This is a genomic window from Serratia sp. HNCC26DJ206, from assembly GCF_057180605.1.
Window position 1 is genome coordinate 63,400 of record NZ_JBXUGP010000026.1, and the last position, 16,403, is coordinate 79,802.

General features: G+C 52.4%; 16 protein-coding genes, 2 tRNA genes and 1 other RNA gene. 12 read left to right on the top strand and 7 right to left on the bottom strand.

Translation table 11 applies throughout. The annotated features are described in order from the left end of the window. Window positions 1-5 precede the first annotated feature (5 nt). From purU to AC2A1E_RS17635, 7 genes are all read left to right on the top strand, one after another. Window positions 6-854, top strand: coding sequence for a formyltetrahydrofolate deformylase (gene purU, locus AC2A1E_RS17605; RefSeq protein ID WP_484384825.1), 849 nt, complete (start codon window positions 6-8; stop codon window positions 852-854). Between the two features lie 158 nt (window positions 855-1,012). Beyond that, window positions 1,013-1,097: transfer RNA gene (locus AC2A1E_RS17610), tRNA-Tyr, on the top strand. A 175-nt stretch (window positions 1,098-1,272) separates the two neighbouring features. Further along, window positions 1,273-1,357, top strand: a tRNA-Tyr gene (locus tag AC2A1E_RS17615). A 47-nt stretch (window positions 1,358-1,404) separates the two neighbouring features. After that, window positions 1,405-1,504, top strand: a non-coding RNA gene (locus AC2A1E_RS17620) — RtT sRNA. Window positions 1,505-1,623: 119 nt separating this feature from the next. Continuing rightward, entirely contained in the window at window positions 1,624-2,196 is a 573-nt protein-coding gene (locus AC2A1E_RS17625; RefSeq protein WP_484384826.1) for an LOG family protein, read from the top strand. A 101-nt stretch (window positions 2,197-2,297) separates the two neighbouring features. Then, window positions 2,298-3,104, top strand: a complete 807-nt coding sequence (xthA, locus tag AC2A1E_RS17630) for an exodeoxyribonuclease III (protein ID WP_484384827.1) — start codon at window positions 2,298-2,300, stop codon at window positions 3,102-3,104. A gap of 48 nt (window positions 3,105-3,152) precedes the next feature. After that, window positions 3,153-3,554, top strand: coding sequence for a pyrimidine (deoxy)nucleoside triphosphate diphosphatase (locus AC2A1E_RS17635; protein ID WP_484384828.1), 402 nt, complete (start codon window positions 3,153-3,155; stop codon window positions 3,552-3,554). Window positions 3,555-3,601: 47 nt separating this feature from the next. On the opposite strand, the gene AC2A1E_RS17640 is transcribed toward AC2A1E_RS17635, so the two are convergent. From AC2A1E_RS17640 to AC2A1E_RS17655, 4 genes are all read right to left on the bottom strand, one after another. After that, window positions 3,602-5,527 (bottom strand): DNA topoisomerase III, encoded by a 1,926-nt coding sequence (locus AC2A1E_RS17640; protein WP_484384829.1) that lies wholly within the window; start codon window positions 5,525-5,527, stop codon window positions 3,602-3,604. Beyond that, on the bottom strand, window positions 5,527-6,636 hold the full coding sequence (gene mnmH, locus AC2A1E_RS17645) for a tRNA 2-selenouridine(34) synthase MnmH (RefSeq protein WP_484384830.1): 1,110 nt from the start codon (window positions 6,634-6,636) through the stop codon (window positions 5,527-5,529). Before mnmH ends, AC2A1E_RS17640 begins: the two co-directional genes overlap by 1 nt. 8 nt (window positions 6,637-6,644) lie before the next feature. Beyond that, window positions 6,645-7,688, bottom strand: coding sequence for a selenide, water dikinase SelD (gene selD, locus AC2A1E_RS17650; protein ID WP_484384831.1), 1,044 nt, complete (start codon window positions 7,686-7,688; stop codon window positions 6,645-6,647). Between the two features lie 169 nt (window positions 7,689-7,857). Next, on the bottom strand, window positions 7,858-8,409 hold the full coding sequence (locus AC2A1E_RS17655; protein WP_484384832.1) for an NAD(P)H nitroreductase: 552 nt from the start codon (window positions 8,407-8,409) through the stop codon (window positions 7,858-7,860). Window positions 8,410-8,569: 160 nt separating this feature from the next. Here AC2A1E_RS17655 and sppA point away from each other — a divergent pair, with 160 nt between their 5' ends. The 3 genes from sppA (at window position 8,570) to pncA (ending at window position 12,170) form a co-directional block, all read left to right on the top strand. Beyond that, window positions 8,570-10,426 (top strand): signal peptide peptidase SppA, encoded by a 1,857-nt coding sequence (gene sppA, locus AC2A1E_RS17660; RefSeq protein WP_484384833.1) that lies wholly within the window; start codon window positions 8,570-8,572, stop codon window positions 10,424-10,426. A gap of 82 nt (window positions 10,427-10,508) precedes the next feature. Next, window positions 10,509-11,522, top strand: coding sequence for an asparaginase (gene ansA, locus AC2A1E_RS17665; RefSeq protein WP_484384834.1), 1,014 nt, complete (start codon window positions 10,509-10,511; stop codon window positions 11,520-11,522). A 15-nt stretch (window positions 11,523-11,537) separates the two neighbouring features. After that, window positions 11,538-12,170: a bifunctional nicotinamidase/pyrazinamidase gene (gene pncA / locus AC2A1E_RS17670; protein ID WP_484384835.1), complete on the top strand. Its 633-nt coding sequence runs from the start codon at window positions 11,538-11,540 to the stop codon at window positions 12,168-12,170. Window positions 12,171-12,300: 130 nt separating this feature from the next. Here the strand turns inward: pncA and AC2A1E_RS17675 are convergent, their stop codons facing one another. Next, complete coding sequence (locus AC2A1E_RS17675; protein WP_459402540.1) at window positions 12,301-12,573, bottom strand: YeaC family protein; 273 nt, start codon at window positions 12,571-12,573, stop codon at window positions 12,301-12,303. Between the two features lie 64 nt (window positions 12,574-12,637). After that, window positions 12,638-13,051, bottom strand: coding sequence for a peptide-methionine (R)-S-oxide reductase MsrB (gene msrB, locus AC2A1E_RS17680; protein WP_459402539.1), 414 nt, complete (start codon window positions 13,049-13,051; stop codon window positions 12,638-12,640). 347 nt (window positions 13,052-13,398) lie between these two features. On the opposite strand from msrB, the gene gapA reads away from it, so the two are divergent. Further along, on the top strand, window positions 13,399-14,394 hold the full coding sequence (gene gapA / locus AC2A1E_RS17685; protein ID WP_037398998.1) for a glyceraldehyde-3-phosphate dehydrogenase: 996 nt from the start codon (window positions 13,399-13,401) through the stop codon (window positions 14,392-14,394). Between the two features lie 88 nt (window positions 14,395-14,482). After that, entirely contained in the window at window positions 14,483-15,358 is an 876-nt protein-coding gene (locus tag AC2A1E_RS17690; protein ID WP_484384836.1) for a D-hexose-6-phosphate mutarotase, read from the top strand. A 95-nt stretch (window positions 15,359-15,453) separates the two neighbouring features. Here AC2A1E_RS17690 and AC2A1E_RS17695 read toward each other — a convergent pair whose 3' ends face one another. Beyond that, on the bottom strand, window positions 15,454-16,242 hold the full coding sequence (locus AC2A1E_RS17695; RefSeq protein WP_484384837.1) for a MipA/OmpV family protein: 789 nt from the start codon (window positions 16,240-16,242) through the stop codon (window positions 15,454-15,456). Between the last annotated feature and the right edge of the window lie 161 nt (window positions 16,243-16,403).

The following is a 16,403-nucleotide window of genomic DNA, read 5'->3' on the forward strand; positions in this document are numbered from 1 at the left end:
TACTTATGCCACACCAAAATGTACAAAGAAAAATTCTACGCACTATCTGCCCTGACGCCAAAGGGCTGATCGCCAAGATCACCAACATCTGTTACAAACATGAGCTGAATATCGTTCAGAACAATGAATTTGTGGATCACCTGACCGGTCGCTTCTTTATGCGTACCGAACTGGAGGGGATTTTCAATGATGCCACATTGCTGGCAGATCTGGACGGTGCATTGCCTCAGGGTTCGGTGCGCGAACTGCACAGCGCAGGCCGCCGCCGCATCGTGGTGCTGGTCACCAAAGAGGCGCATTGCCTGGGCGATCTGCTGATGAAAAGCGCTTACGGTGGTTTAGACGTTGAAATTGCTGCGGTTATTGGCAATCACGCTACGTTGCAGACGCTGGTAGAGCGCTTTGATATTCCTTTCCATCTGGTGAGCCATGAAGGCCTGACGCGCGAGCAGCACGATCAGAAAATGGCTGAGCAGATCGATCAGTACCTGCCCGACTATGTAGTGCTGGCCAAGTATATGCGCGTTCTGACGCCGGAATTCGTTCAGCGCTACCCAAACCAGGTGATTAATATTCACCATTCGTTCCTGCCAGCCTTTATCGGCGCACGTCCTTACCATCAGGCGTATGAGCGTGGCGTGAAAATTATCGGTGCCACTGCGCACTACGTGAACGACAGTCTGGATGAAGGCCCAATCATCATGCAAGATGTGATTCATGTCGATCACACCTATTCAGCAGAAGATATGATGCGTGCCGGGCGCGATGTGGAGAAAAACGTTCTCAGCCGTGCGTTATATCGTGTGCTGGCACAAAGGGTGTTCGTGTACGGCAACCGCACGGTGATCCTGTAGTTGTGCAAGAAAGCGGTGTCTTTCGTTCACGGAAACACCGCCAAGAATAAAAAAACGACAAACGATTCATTTTCTGCATTTCAATGCTTTACACGAGCGCTTCATTTGATATGATGCGCCCCGCTTACCGAGACAGAGGTTTCGCAAGCAAGGCCAGTGGTGGGGTTCCCGAGCGGCCAAAGGGAGCAGACTGTAAATCTGCCGTCACAGACTTCGAAGGTTCGAATCCTTCCCCCACCACCATCTTTCCTCTATCGACGTGAGTACCGTGAAAAACGGAGCCTCATCGAACACTGAGGGGAAGGATGAGAAGCTTCGACAAGGTTCGAGCTGAGCGCAGCGAGACAACGCGCTTCAGCGCGGTAATCCTTCCTACGAAGCACTCAAAAATTCAGCAGGCTTTTTAAGCAATACCCCTGGTGGGGTTCCCGAGCGGCCAAAGGGAGCAGACTGTAAATCTGCCGTCACAGACTTCGAAGGTTCGAATCCTTCCCCCACCACCATCCTTATATAATCCCCCCAAAAGTAATCAACTACACCGCATTCCCATATTTCTCCATACAGGGGAAGGATGAGAAGCTTCGATCAAGGTTCGAGTCGAGCGCAGCGAGACAACGCGCTTCAGCGCGGTTATCCTTCCCACTCAGCATCGGAGTCGATCCAACCAACCTATTTTGGCAATCTCAACTAAACGACCCAATCCCTCACTTGAACTCCCGCCCACAATTCGCTATACCACTGGCTTCTTTAATGCAGTAAGGAACTGTGCATGCGTAACAATATCTGCGTTTTTTGTGGTGCCAGCGAAGGTATTAATCCGGCCTATGCTGAAAATGCGCGCAATCTGGGCAACGCGATTGCCACTCAGGGGCGGCGTTTGGTCTATGGCGGTGGTAAAAAAGGGCTGATGGGCATTGTCGCCGATGCGGTACTGGAGGCAGGCGGAGAGGTCATTGGGGTAATACCTGAGCGTTTGGTGGAGGCAGAAACTGCACATCGCGGCTTGACCGAGTTGGAAGTGGTGCCCGATATGCATACCCGCAAAGCGCGTATGGCCGAGTTGGCTGACGGGTTTATTGCCCTGCCTGGCGGCATCGGTACCCTGGAAGAACTGTTCGAAATCTGGACCTGGGGTCAGATCGGCTATCACAACAAGCCGGTTGGGTTACTGAACGTGAACGATTTTTACCGCCCATTGAGTAGTTTCTTACAGCAGGTCGCCGATCAAGGCTTCATGCGTCAAGACTACCTCAATACCCTGCATATCAGTGATTCAGCGCAGACACTGTTACAGCAACTCGACGATTATCAAGTTAAAAATTACGACCGTTGGGCAAAATAGTCCCTCTCTACCAGCGGCCACACGCCGCTGGTCTGCGTTACCTTTCTGGCCAAATTCTGCTACTATCTGAACACATTTTTCTGATCAAAACGGCACCGCTCATGAAGTTTGTCTCTTTTAATATCAATGGACTGCGTGCACGTCCGCATCAACTGGCCGCCATCATTGAACAGCATCAACCTGATGTGATCGGCCTGCAGGAAACAAAAGTTCACGACGATATGTTTCCGCTGGAAGAAGTGAGCCAGCATGGTTATCACGTGTTCTATCACGGGCAAAAAGGCCACTATGGTGTCGCCCTGCTGACCAAAGAAAAACCGCTTGCCGTGCGCCGTGGCTTCCCTACCGACGAAGAAGATGCCCAACGCCGCATCATTATGGCCGATCTGGCAACCCCACAGGGAACGCTGACGGTGATTAACGGCTATTTCCCGCAAGGTGAAAGCCGCGACCACCCGGTCAAGTTCCCGGCGAAAACCCGCTTCTATCAGGACCTGCAAAGTTACCTGGAACAACAGCTTTCTGCTGAATCCCCGGTATTGATCATGGGCGATATGAACATCAGCCCAAGCGATTTTGATATCGGTATCGGTGAGGATAGCCGTAAGCGCTGGCTGCGTACCGGTAAATGTTCTTTCCTGCCGGAAGAGCGTGAATGGATGGAGCGCCTGTTGGATTGGGGCCTGGTGGATACCTATCGTCACGCCAACCCCGAGCGCAGCGACCAATTCTCATGGTTTGATTACCGTTCACGCGGCTTTGATGAAAACCGTGGGCTGCGTATCGATCTGTTGCTGGCAAGCACACCGTTGGCGGCGCGCTGCAAGGCGACGGGGATTGATTATCAGATCCGTGGCATGGAAAAACCTTCCGACCATGCGCCGGTCTGGGCTGAGTTTTCACTGTAATTTAATTCCCCGCCCCGTGTTTATAACGGGGCCTTACTGATAATCCGCATGAAAATCATCGACGTGGTTGCCGCCATTATTGAAAAAGACGGCAAAATCTTGCTCGCTCAACGCGATAAAAGTAGCGATCAGGCAGGCCTGTGGGAGTTCCCCGGCGGTAAGGTTGAACGCAATGAAGATCAGCCACAGGCCCTGGCCCGCGAGCTGCAAGAAGAGTTGGGCATTATGGCCAGAGTGGGGCATTACGTTGCCAGCACGCAGTGGCAGCAAAGTGAAAGGATCATCCGTTTACACGCCTGGCAGATCGAGACCTTCAGCGGTGAGTTGCAAAAACACTGCCATTCGGCGTTTGCCTGGGTAACGCCATGGCAGGCGCGTGATTATCCTCTGGCCCCGGCGGATATCCCACTGCTGGAAAGCTATATCGTCACACTACCTCATAATGCATAAGGGGCACCAACGCCCCTATTTGCAGAAAACCGCGCATCACCGGTGATTCACTCGCTTTTTTCTCGCGCCTTAGGAGCACTCTTTTTACGCTTTTTCGCCCCAGCAGCAGGCGATGGCGGCAAGCCACGAAACGCCATGCTGGCTCGGCTTTGTTTGGCCTGATAAATCAGCTCCTGCAGCGTGACTTCCAATGGTTGCATAAAGTCCTGATAGCGACAGGATTTCTCGCTGATCTGCGTCAACGTGGACTCCCATTGCGCCGTCATGTCAGGCCGTGCCGCCAGATCTGGCAGAGAATGGATCAACGCCCGGCCGGTTTCACTGGAATGGATATAGCGCCCTTTCTTGTAGAGAAAGGCCCGTTTGAACAGTAACTCAATAATGCCCGCACGCGTGGCTTCGGTGCCTAAACCATCGGTGGCACGCAGGATTTTCTTTAAGGCTTTGTCCTGCACAAAGCGCGCAATCCCGGTCATGGCAGAAAGCAGACTGGCATCGGTGAACGGCCGCGGGGGCTGAGTCTGGCGCTCAACCACTTCGCCACGCTCGCACAACAGCTCATCATCTTTGGCGACCACCGGCAATGGCGCACCTTCGTTTTCCTCATCGCGCTCCTTGCTACCTAACAGAGTGCGCCACCCTGCCTCCGCCAGGAAACGCGCCTTGGCGATAAACTTGCCACCGGCGATATCCAGTTCGATCACACATTTACGGAACATCGCATCCGGGCAAAACTGCATCAGATACTGACGGGCCACCAAGCCATAAACTTTCAGTTCGTCTTGGCTCAGGCTAGCTTTGCTGGCGCGGGCGGTTGGGATGATCGCATGGTGCGCATCCACCTTTTTATCATCCCAGCAGCGGTTGCGACGTTCACTGTCGATCACCGGCTGCGGATAGAGATCCGGCTGATGCACGCTGATGGCATTCAACACCGCATGACGCCCGGCAAAATGCTCCTCTGGCAGATAGCGGCTGTCGGAACGCGGGTAGGTAATCAGCTTATGGGTCTCATACAGGCGCTGGCAGATATCCAGCACCTGCTGGGCACTGAGGTTAAAACGCTTGGCCGCTTCAATTTGCAGCGTGGAAAGGGAAAACGGCAATGGGGCAGTATCTGATTCCCGTTTATCATTATAGGAGGTCACCAGAGCAGGCTGGCCCTCAATACGTTTGACTACGTGCTCAGCCAGTGGCCGATGCAGCAAGCGCCCTTCCTCGTCCTGATAAGGCTCACAGGAGTCACTCGGTTGCCACAGAGCGACAAAGCGCTCCTCTTTCGGCGTAACGATATGCGCTTTTACTTCGAAAAAGTCTTTCGGCACGAAGTTTTCAATCTCTTCGTCACGCCGCACCACCAACCCCAACACCGGTGTTTGTACCCGCCCCACCGATAACACCCCGTCGTAACCCGCATTACGCCCCAACAGCGTGTAAGCACGGGTCATATTGATGCCATACAGCCAGTCGGCACGCGCACGCGCCAGCGCAGATACGCACAGCGGGATAAAATCGCGGTTATCACGCAGCCGCTCGATGGCCCGTTCTACCGCCTGTGGGTTAAGATCGTTGATCAAACAGCGGCGCACGCTCTGGCGCTTTTCCGGCGACAGCGCCAGGTAATCCAGCACCTCATCAACCAGTAGTTGCCCTTCGCGGTCCGGGTCACCGGCATGAACCACTTCGTCCGCTTCCGTCAGCAGTCTTTTTATCGCATTTAACTGTTTGCTGACCGAAGGACGCGGCTGCAACAGCCACTTTTGGGGGATAATCGGCAAATCCGCCAACGACCAACGCGCATAACGGCTGTCGTAAGCATCCGGCTGCGCCTGCTCCAATAAGTGGCCGACACACCAGGTCACCACATCGTTGCTGCCACAGGCAATATACCCATCACCCCGGCGATGGGGTTTAGGTAACACATCAGCAATGGCGCGAGCCAAACTCGGTTTTTCGGCAATAAACAGTCGCATTATTCACCGTTATTCAGGCTGTACGTCATCAAAAACTCTCTCACTTCAGCATAGTTACCACGGAAGATCATCCGCTGGGTTTTCTTCTCTAACTGATAGCGATACATCGGATCGTAATAGTGTTGCAACAGCGGCACCAACCACTGTTGGTGAGCATCGCTGTTGCCATGGGATTGCTGCAACTGCAACGCCTGAGCCAGCCATTGCGTCAGTTGCTGGAAACGCTCCAGCCCCAAGCGGCGGCGAATGGCAAACAGGCCGTGATGCAAATACTCAACATATTTCTGCCAGCCTTCCTGTTCACCATAAGCGTGCTCGAAGGCAATGCGCATCTGATCGATGTATTCAGCCTGCAGGCGGGCCAAACGTACCTCAAACGGATCGTCGATCACCACCAAAGGCGCTTGCTGCATACCGTTAAACAACGCCAACGGTAGATTGTTTGAGCCAATAATCCGGCTTTCATCTTCCAGCACCCAATGGCGGCAACCGTTATGCTGTTTTTTCAACATCAGTACGGCCAAACAATTCTCAAAATCAATCTGCGTATGCTGTTCCACCAAGGTTCGGCCAAAAGACGAGCCGCGATGATGCGCCACACCTTCCAGATCAATGCCTGCTTGCAGTTCATTGATCAATAAAGTTTTACCACAACCGGTATTGCCACCCACAACCACCATCGGCAGTGCAGAGCAGGATTCCAGGGTCTCCAGCAGGAAGGTACGCAACGCCTTATAGCCACCGAGAACTCGCGGATAATCCACCCCGGCTTCCCGTAGCCATTGCTGCACCAGTTGTGAGCGCAACCCACCGCGGAAACAATAAATATATCCCTGCGGCTGCCGGGCACATTGCGCGATCCAGGCCTGAGTACGCTGTTCACGCAGTTGGCCATTAACCAGACGATGCCCAAGTTCGATCGCCGCTTGCTGGCCGTGCTGCTTGTAACAGGTTCCCACCGCCTGGCGTTCGCTATCGTTCATCAACGGCAGGTTAATCGCTGAGGGGAATGCCCCTTGCTGAAATTCTATTGGCGCACGAACATCAATCAGTGGCATATCTTGCAGAAAAATACGCCGATAATCGTTGGTGTCCTGCCTAGTCTGCATAGTTGACACTAGACAACCTCAATCAGCGGTTTACCCGGCTGAGCGGTATGCAGTTCACCAATGGCCTTCAGCGTGATGCCATGGCGCGCAGCAATCGCCTGCACCTCGGCTTCGGCTTCCGGCAATACCGCCAGCAGTAAACCACCAGAAGTCTGCGGATCGCATAATAGCTGGCGCTGCAAATCACTCATAGCACCGACCAGATGACCATAGCTGTCGAAATTACGATCCGTTCCGCCCGGCACACAGCCTTCGCTGATATAGCGCTCGATGTCAGGGAGTTTCGGCACCTGATCGAACCACACCGTCGCCTGCAATTCAGAACCCTGGCACATTTCACTGAGGTGCCCCAATAAGCCAAAACCGGTCACATCGGTCATCGCGGTGACACCCGCCACATCGGCAAAGTCCGCACCGGGTTTATTCAATTGACACATCACCTGCGTTGCCAGCCCTTGGTGCTCTGGCCGCAGTTTGCTTTTTTTCTCGGCCGTGGTCAGCACGCCAATACCCAGTGGTTTGGTCAGGAACAATTTCGTCCCGGCCTGCGCAGCACTGTTTTTCTTCACTCGCTCGGTGCTGACAATGCCAGTGACGGCCAAGCCGAAGATCGGTTCAGGCGCATCGATCGAATGCCCCCCCGCCAAAGCGATGCCCGCCTGCTGGCAGGCATAGCGCCCGCCGTCAATCACCTGCTGCGCCACTTCCGCTGGCAGCGTGGCAATCGGCCAGCCCAGGATCGCAATCGCCATGATCGGCTTACCACCCATCGCATACACATCGCTGATGGCATTGGTGGCCGCAATGCGGCCAAAATCAAACGGATTATCGACGATCGGCATAAAGAAATCCGTGGTGCTGATAATGCCAACACCATTGCCAATGTCATACACCGCCGCATCATCACGAGTTTCATTACCCACCAGCAAACGCGGATCAACAAACTTTTCCTGTTCGCTATGCAGTATCGTTTCGAGAACTTTCGGTGAGATTTTGCAGCCGCAGCCAGCGCCATGGCTGTACTGGGTTAAACGGATGACCGACGATGCCATAAATCCACTCCCTTTGGGTAACGAGCTTCAGAATATCACAATGGGCTATAGGGTAACGCTTGCCGAGGGGATTGGTAAGAGCAGGCTGGCATTATGCCGTTAGCCTGCTCAGAAACAGTACAAAACTGCGGGATATCGCGCATTTTCTGCTAAAACCCTGCGGGCGGGATCAGAAATAGCGGACGAAAGAAGTACTGTCGGGGGGCACCACTTTGGTGGCTGCTTTTAACTGTGGAGTGCCGAGATAAAGGAAACCCACGATCTCATCCTGCTCACGGCAGGCAAAAGCCTCACGCACCAGCGGATGCTCCGTCCAGGCACCGGTACGCCAGATGCCGTTGAACCCTTGCGCCAATGCCGCCATCTGCATCGCCTGCACGGCACAACCAGCGGAAATCACCTGTTCCCAACGAGGTACTTTCGGATTTTCGCTGCAATGAGCCACCACGGTAATGATCAACGGTGCGCGGAATGGCGCTTGTTTTGCTTTTTCGACGGCAGCCTCATCAAGCTCATCATGCTTTGCCGCCGCCTGTAACAAGGCGCTGAAACGCTCCAGACCCTGCTCCTCAATCAGCACAAAACGCCATGGCTGCAACGCGCCATGATCGGGCGCGCGTAACCCGGCATTGATGATATTCTGCCGCACTTCACCGGTTGGCGCAGGAGCCGCCAGCCGCGACGCCGAACGGCGATTCAGTAAAAGATCCAGTGCATCCATTGTAACCTCCTGATAACATTTTTCATTTAGATCACGTTAACATAGCTCCACAAGGAGTTACAGCCTCTGCAATACTGTATATAGCTCACGATTTAAAGCTGACATTTCTTCGGCCGCTCATTAGGATAGCGGAACATTCTCGACTCTTGTTGGAGAGCACATGCGCACATTGTGGCGATTCATTGCCGGTATATTCAGGTGGACGTGGCGTCTGCTGAATTTTATCAGGGAATTTATCCTGAACTTATTCTTTATTCTGCTGATCCTGGTTGGGGTAGGTATCTATCTTTCTTTCCAAAGCAGCACTACTCCGGTAGAGACGCCACGTGGCGCGCTGCTGGTGAACCTCAGCGGCATCGTGGTCGATCAGCCATCGATGAACAGCCGCGTTCGCCAATGGGGCCGTGAACTGCTAGGGGCTTCTAGCAATCGTCTGCAGGAAAACTCGCTGTTTGACCTGGTGGACATGATTCGCAAGGCCAAAGACGACCAAAACATTACTGGCATGGTGTTGCAGTTGAATGACTTCGCCGGTGCCGATCAGCCTTCTCTGCAATATATTGGCAAAGCGCTGCGCGAATTCCGTGACAGCGGCAAACCGATCTTTGCGATTGGCGACAGCTATAATCAGACGCAATATTATCTGGCCAGCTATGCCAATAAGGTCTATCTGTCACCACAAGGCGTGGTAGATCTTCACGGTTTTGCGACCAACGGTTTGTATTACAAAGCCTTGCTGGAAAAACTGAAGATCACCACCAATATTTTCCGGGTCGGCACCTATAAATCCGCCGTGGAACCGCTGATCCGCAACGATATGTCTCCAGAAGCCCGCGAGGCCGACAGCCTTTGGGTCGGCGGTCTGTGGCAGAATTACCTGAATACCGTGGCGGCCAACCGCCAACTGACGCCGGAACAACTGTTCCCAGGGGCTGCGGCGATCCTCAGTGGCCTGCAAGCGGCGGGAGGCGACACGGCCAAGTTTGCGCTGGACAGCAAGCAGGTTGATGAGTTGGCATCCCGTACCGTGATTGAAGAGCAACTGGTTAAGGTCTTCGGCTGGGATAAGCAGAACAATAATTTCAATGCGATCAGCATCTACGATTACCAGCCAAAATCAGCGCCGGATCAGGGTGGTGAAATCGCCGTCATCTTCGCTAACGGTGCCATTATGGATGGCCAGCAAACCCCTGGAACCGTGGGCGGTGATAGCACGGCGACGCAACTACGCCAGGCGCGTCTGGATCCCAAAATCAAAGCGGTGGTGTTCCGTGTGAACAGCCCCGGCGGCAGCGTGACTGCCTCTGAGGTGATCCGTTCCGAGCTGGCGGCCGTGCGGGCTGCCGGAAAGCCGGTGGTCGTCTCCATGGGCGGCATGGCCGCTTCCGGTGGTTACTGGGTTTCGACGCCTGCGGATTACATCATCGCCAGCCCGAGCACCCTCACCGGTTCTATCGGCATATTCGGCATCATCAACACCTTTGAGAACACGCTGGACAGCATTGGCGTGCATACCGATGGGGTAGCTACTTCACCGTTGGCCGATCTGGCCGTTACCAAGGCATTGCCCGCCGAGTTCTCGCAGATGATGCAGTTGAACATCGAGAACGGTTATAAGAACTTTATCAACCTGGTGGCTAAAGCACGGAAAATAACGCCGGAACAGGTTGATCAGATCGCTCAGGGCCGCGTCTGGCTTGGTAATGATGCCAAGAAAAATGGCCTGGTCGACCAATTGGGTGACTTTGATGACGCCGTGAAGAAAGCCGCTGAATTGGCCAAACTGCCACAGTGGCAGCTTAACTGGTTCGTGGATAGCCCAAGCTTGGCGGATATGATCCTCAGCCAGTTTGGCGTTTCCATCCATGCGATGTTACCCGCCGCTATCCAATCGATGCTGCCAGCACCGCTGGCTTCCGTCGCTTTAGCGGTGAAAGATCAACCGGGCCTGTTTAATAATCTGAACGATCCACAGCACCGTTATGCTCTCTGCCTAACCTGCGGAGAAGTCCGTTAACGCATTAATCTCTGGCCCGGCATCCGCCGGGCTTTTTTCCCCTATAATTCAGCTCATCTGAAAATCCATTAAGATTTATGCTATGCACAAGAAATCCATTTACGTCGCTTATACCGGTGGGACGATCGGCATGCAACGTTCCGAGCACGGCTATATCCCGGTTTCTGGCCATTTGCAGCGCCAACTGTCACTGATGCCCGAATTCCATCGCCCGGAAATGCCAGACTTCACCATTCATGAATATGCACCGCTGATCGACTCTTCCGATATGACGCCGGAGGACTGGCAACATATCGCTGATGATATTAAACAGCATTACGACCAATATGACGGCTTCGTCATCCTGCACGGCACCGACACCATGGCTTTTACCGCCTCGGCGCTGTCGTTTATGTTGGAGAACCTGGACAAGCCGGTTATTGTGACAGGGTCACAGATTCCATTGGCAGAACTACGCTCCGACGGCCAGACCAACCTGCTGAATGCGCTGTATCTGGCCGCTAATCATCCGGTCAATGAAGTCAGCCTGTTCTTCAATAACAAACTGTTTCGTGGCAATCGCACCACCAAAGCCCATGCTGATGGCTTTGACGCTTTCGCTTCGCCAAACCTGCCGCCATTATTGGAGGCTGGGATCCATATCCGCCGCCAAACCGGTATCGCTTCACCAGTATGTAATGGCGAGTTAAAAGTGCATAACATCACACCGCAACCGATCGGCGTGGTCACCATTTATCCAGGGATTTCCGGGGCGGTGGTGCGTAACTTCTTGCTGCAACCGGTAAAAGCACTGATCCTGCGCTCCTACGGTGTCGGCAATGCGCCACAAAAAGCGGAACTGGTGGATGAATTGCGCGATGCTTCTGCACGTGGCATCGTAGTGGTCAACCTGACTCAGTGCATTTCTGGCCGGGTCAACATGGGGGGATATGCCACTGGCAATGCCCTGGCCCATGCTGGCGTTATCAGCGGCTTTGATATGACGGTAGAAGCTGCTCTGACCAAACTGCATTACCTGCTGAGCCAACCGCTGACGCCAGAAGATATCCGCAGCCAGATGCAACAGGATCTACGTGGTGAACTGACTGCGGGCTAACCCATCGGAGTTGAAATGAAAACTGCCCTGCTGTTGATTGATTTGCAAACCGATTTTTGCCCCGGCGGCGCACTGGCCGTTGCCGAAGGCGATCAAACCATCGCCATTGCCAATCAGGTCATCGAAGCCTGTTTAGCTCGACATGAACTAGTGATTGCCAGCCAGGATTGGCACCCGGCCAATCATCGCAGCTTTGCGGTAAACTCTCATGCCACCGTCGGCACGCTTGGTGAGCTAGAAGGATTACCGCAAGTCTGGTGGCCGGTACACTGCGTTCAAGGCACCCAAGGAGCGGCATTTCATCCGCAACTCCGGCAGCAAGCGCTGACCGCCGTGTTTCGTAAAGGTGAAAACCCGGACATCGACAGCTACAGCGCGTTTTTTGATAACGGCCACCGCACGCAAACAGCTCTCGATAGCTGGCTGAAATCTCAGGGGATCACCCATCTTGCCGTGATGGGCTTGGCGACGGATTATTGTGTGAAATTCAGCGTGCTGGATGCCTTGCATCTGGGCTACCAAACCATGGTGATCACGGAAGGATGCCGCGGCGTCAATTTACAACCGGAAGATAGCCAACAGGCACTGCTAGAAATGCAGCAGGCTGGAGCACAATTAGTGACACTGTCACAATTTATTCAGCGCTGATTAAGCGGGCGATGTTCTGGGAATTATGGTGCCGACACTAATCACCATCTGGCCCAGACGTTAACTGAAATTTCATTACGCTAAAGAGTAAAGCAGCCAGGGCGATGCTGGCATCGCCCTACTTGAGAAGTTATTGCGGTTTCAGTTTGATCAGGGGCTCGGCAGCGAACTGCTGTTTCAGTTCCTGTTTGCTTTTCATCACAATCTGCCCATCGGTCCCAATGCTCATATGTTGCGGATCGGCATTGTGCATCGACTGCCATAGCATTACTGCTTGCAGGCTATTCTCTTTCTGCTCCGGCGTCAGGGCAACACCGTCTGGCCACTTGCCCAACTCCACCGCCTGCATCAACCGCTGGTAAATTTCTGGCGTCATGGCCGAAATCAGATCTTTCACTTCCATCAATGCGTTTCCTCACTCAAAGATGAATAATTAGCTGAATCGATTTTGTTGATCAATTTACTACTTAACCCGCCGTTTTCTCACCATTCTCACCATCGGTGAAACTCAATGACGCTGAGTTAACGCAGTAGCGTTCACCTGTTGGCTGCGGGCCGTCTGGGAACACATGCCCCAGATGTGCATCACAATGACCGCAACGGATCTCGACACGATGCATATTATGCGAGTTATCATCAAGATAAAGAATCGCATCATCAGAAACCGGTTGGTAGAAACTGGGCCATCCGCAACCAGAATCATATTTGCTATCGGAGTAGAACAGCGGTGCATTACAGCACAGGCAATGGTAGACCCCTTCACGCTGGTTGTGCAGCAACTTGCCGGAATACGGTGCCTCTGTGCCACGCTCCTGTGTCACATAGCGTTGGATTTCATTCAGTTCCGTGGCTGGTTGGTTAGGGGTTGTCTCTTTAGCCATTTGTGCGATTCCCGGAATGTGGATAATATCAACGAAAACAATGAGTAATAATAACAAAAAATTAACACCGCTGCAGGCCTTTTTGGCCTAAACTGTACGGCATAAAGGTTACGCCGCAGTCATATGTGATCAAAATCACATATTTTGCACGTATGGACTTTATACTTAGCAGTTTGCCCCCATATCCTTGTGAGGACAAACGTGAATGGAATGTGCAATAAGCGTGCAAAACCAGTTCTGTGGTTTGATTTGCCGCAAGAATTGACACGATTCCGCTTGACGCTTGGTAAGGTTTTTGTAATTTTACAACCAACCTTTTATTCACTAACAAATAGCTGGTGGAATATATGACTATCAAAGTAGGTATCAACGGTTTTGGCCGTATCGGTCGCATTGTTTTCCGTGCTGCTCAGGAACGTTCTGACATCGAAATCGTTGCAATCAACGATCTGTTAGACGCAGAGTACATGGCTTACATGCTGAAGTACGACTCTACCCATGGCCGTTTCAACGGTACTGTAGAAGTTAAAGACGGCCACTTGGTTGTTAACGGTAAAACCATCCGTTGTACCTCAGAAAGAGACCCGGCTAACCTGAAGTGGAACGAAGTCAACGTTGACGTCGTTGCTGAAGCGACTGGTCTGTTCCTGACTGACGAAACTGCACGTAAACACATTACTGCAGGCGCTAAGAAAGTGGTTCTGACTGGCCCATCCAAAGATGACACCCCAATGTTCGTTATGGGCGTGAACCATAAATCTTACGCTGGCCAAGAAATCGTTTCTAACGCTTCTTGCACCACCAACTGCCTGGCACCACTGGCTAAAGTGATCAACGACAAGTTCGGTATCGTTGAAGCACTGATGACCACTGTTCATGCGACTACCGCAACTCAGAAAACCGTTGATGGCCCGTCTCATAAAGACTGGCGCGGCGGCCGCGGCGCAGCTCAGAACATCATCCCTTCTTCTACCGGTGCGGCTAAAGCTGTAGGTAAAGTTATCCCAGAACTGAACGGCAAACTGACCGGTATGGCGTTCCGCGTTCCTACTCCGAACGTGTCTGTGGTTGATCTGACTGCCCGTCTGGCAAAACCCGCTTCTTACAAAGAAATCTGTGCTGCTATCAAAGCCGCTTCTGAAGGCGAGCTGAAAGGCGTGCTGGGCTATACCGAAGATGAAGTGGTTTCTACCGATTTCAACGGCGAAAAACTGACTTCCGTATTCGATGCGAAAGCCGGTATCGCGTTGAGCGACACCTTTGTGAAACTGGTTTCTTGGTACGATAACGAAACGGGTTACTCTAACAAAGTGCTGGACCTGATCTCTCACATCTCCAAATAATATGGCATGATGTGTGTAGTTGATGACGAGGGCGACATTATTGTCGCCCTTTTTACTGGTTTTTTGCGGCGAAAAGAAGGCAATTTACGTGTACGAAAAAATCTTCACCCTACCCGTTACCGAACAAATCACTCCCTTTATCAGCCAGCGACAGCTGGATGAACTGCCGGTCGTGGTAGTTACCCACCCTAAAGTCCATGCCGCCATTACTTTACAGGGTGCACATTTGCTGGCCTGGCAACCCAACGGCGATGAACCGGTGATCTGGCTAAGCGACAATACGCCGTTCAAAGAAGGCATCGCGATCCGCGGCGGCGTTCCGATTTGCTGGCCCTGGTTCGGTACAGCAGGTACACCATCCCATGGTTTCGCACGCAATCAGCCGTGGGTCCTGACGGCCCATGATGAAGACGAAAACGGAGTGATCCTGACCTTCACGCTGCAAGATAACGTACAAACTCGTGCACAATGGCCTCACGCCTTTACGCTAATCGCTCGTTTCAAACTGGGTGAAGAGTGTGAGATTGAATTGGAGTCTCACGGCGACTACCAGGCAACTGCCGCACTGCATACATATTTCGAGATCGGCGATATTGCCCGCGTCAGCGTTGCTGGCCTCGGTGAACACTATATCGATAAAGTGGCACATATCAGCGAAGCTCGTCAGGTGGGGGATCTGGTATTTGTCGGCCAGACCGATCGGGTCTATACCCAACCAGCAACCTGTAGCCTGATCAACGATCCGGTGTTACAACGCACTATTGAAGTAAATCATCAGCATATGAGCGATGTCATTGCTTGGAACCCAGGTGCCGAACTGTCCGCCAAAATGGTAGATATGCCGGATGAGGGGTATAAAACCATGGTTTGTGTGGAAACCGGCCGTGTGACTGCACCGCTGGTTGCTACCGCTGAACAACCTGCCCGCCTGGCGGTAACGTTCCGCAGCCGTAAAAACGGTTAAATTCTGTATCCACATGCACTGCACCGCAATATAGCAAAAGGGGCGGTATCGCCCCTTTTTAGTGCAGCTCATGCACGATTATCGTGCAATTTGGTTCAGAAGCTGTAACTCACTCCTGTCAACAAAATAGCCGTATATGATTTATCGACCATCGGGCTGTCCTTAACTTCGTTAGACAGACTGATGTAACGACCGGTCATAAACGCATTCCAATTTGAATTGAATTTGTAATTCGCCGTCAGTTCCACATAAGGCGCAAAACTATTGCCTGCCGTATAGCTGTTCAGCCCACTACGGCGAGATTCATTGTCACTAATCCCATAGTAATAATCTGTTTGATTCTTACTACTCCACGTCACACCCACGCCCGGCACTAGCGTCCAGTTATCCAGCATAAAACGATGGAGGTAGGTCACATCCCCCAACATACCATTGCTGTTATTCAGCGTATCAGCGGACAATGCCGTACGGATGGTCCCCCACTCTACATTATGTGAATACGCCACCCCGGCCATCAGCGTGCTGCGGCGTCTATCTAAGCGCTTCATGCGTTCATCATCGCTATCGCCAGGCTTAAAATGCTGAGGAAGGTAGTACGCCATAATACTCAGTTGGTTCTGCCGATCGTTCCACAGATAATAACCGGCTGTCAGGCTACGAAAATAGAAATTATCATCTTCATAGTTAATGATTGGTGCTGGATAAACACGGGTTTGATAGCCACGATACGGCTCTGGCGTAACCAGCACACCTGCTCCAAGCGACCAGTTTCCTGCTTGAGCGCTGTGCGCACAAACCATTGCAGAAGCGATAATGGCTAGCGTTTTGAGATGAGATATCTTCACTGGTTTTTTCCATAAATAACAGAGTAAACGATAGGACATAGTTTATGTGAAAATGTAACCGCTTGCTGAATCTTTACAATATAAAATGGCTAAAATCGAATAGCTTAGAACGAAAGCATTAATTATCGATGGCAGAACCATGACATATTCTGCCGCAACCCGCACCAGACAAGGCATTTGGCCAGGCTCAATAACTGAGT

Excerpts from the sequence above, each read along its gene's own strand:
- AC2A1E_RS17675 (WP_459402540.1), bottom strand. The coding sequence starts at position 12,573 with ATGGAAGTGAAAGATCTGATTTCGGCCATGACGCCAGAAATTTACCAG.
- AC2A1E_RS17655 (WP_484384832.1), bottom strand. The coding sequence starts at position 8,409 with ATGGATGCACTGGATCTTTTACTGAATCGCCGTTCGGCGTCGCGGCTG.
- xthA (WP_484384827.1), top strand. The coding sequence starts at position 2,298 with ATGAAGTTTGTCTCTTTTAATATCAATGGACTGCGTGCACGTCCGCAT.
- gapA (WP_037398998.1), top strand. The coding sequence starts at position 13,399 with ATGACTATCAAAGTAGGTATCAACGGTTTTGGCCGTATCGGTCGCATT.
- mnmH (WP_484384830.1), bottom strand. The coding sequence starts at position 6,636 with ATGCAGACTAGGCAGGACACCAACGATTATCGGCGTATTTTTCTGCAA.
- purU (WP_484384825.1), top strand. The coding sequence starts at position 6 with ATGCCACACCAAAATGTACAAAGAAAAATTCTACGCACTATCTGCCCT.
- msrB (WP_459402539.1), bottom strand. The coding sequence starts at position 13,051 with ATGGCTAAAGAGACAACCCCTAACCAACCAGCCACGGAACTGAATGAA.
- ansA (WP_484384834.1), top strand. The coding sequence starts at position 10,509 with ATGCACAAGAAATCCATTTACGTCGCTTATACCGGTGGGACGATCGGC.
- AC2A1E_RS17635 (WP_484384828.1), top strand. The coding sequence starts at position 3,153 with ATGAAAATCATCGACGTGGTTGCCGCCATTATTGAAAAAGACGGCAAA.
- pncA (WP_484384835.1), top strand. The coding sequence starts at position 11,538 with ATGAAAACTGCCCTGCTGTTGATTGATTTGCAAACCGATTTTTGCCCC.
- sppA (WP_484384833.1), top strand. The coding sequence starts at position 8,570 with ATGCGCACATTGTGGCGATTCATTGCCGGTATATTCAGGTGGACGTGG.
- AC2A1E_RS17625 (WP_484384826.1), top strand. The coding sequence starts at position 1,624 with ATGCGTAACAATATCTGCGTTTTTTGTGGTGCCAGCGAAGGTATTAAT.
- selD (WP_484384831.1), bottom strand. The coding sequence starts at position 7,688 with ATGGCATCGTCGGTCATCCGTTTAACCCAGTACAGCCATGGCGCTGGC.
- AC2A1E_RS17695 (WP_484384837.1), bottom strand. The coding sequence starts at position 16,242 with ATGTCCTATCGTTTACTCTGTTATTTATGGAAAAAACCAGTGAAGATA.
- AC2A1E_RS17640 (WP_484384829.1), bottom strand. The coding sequence starts at position 5,527 with ATGCGACTGTTTATTGCCGAAAAACCGAGTTTGGCTCGCGCCATTGCT.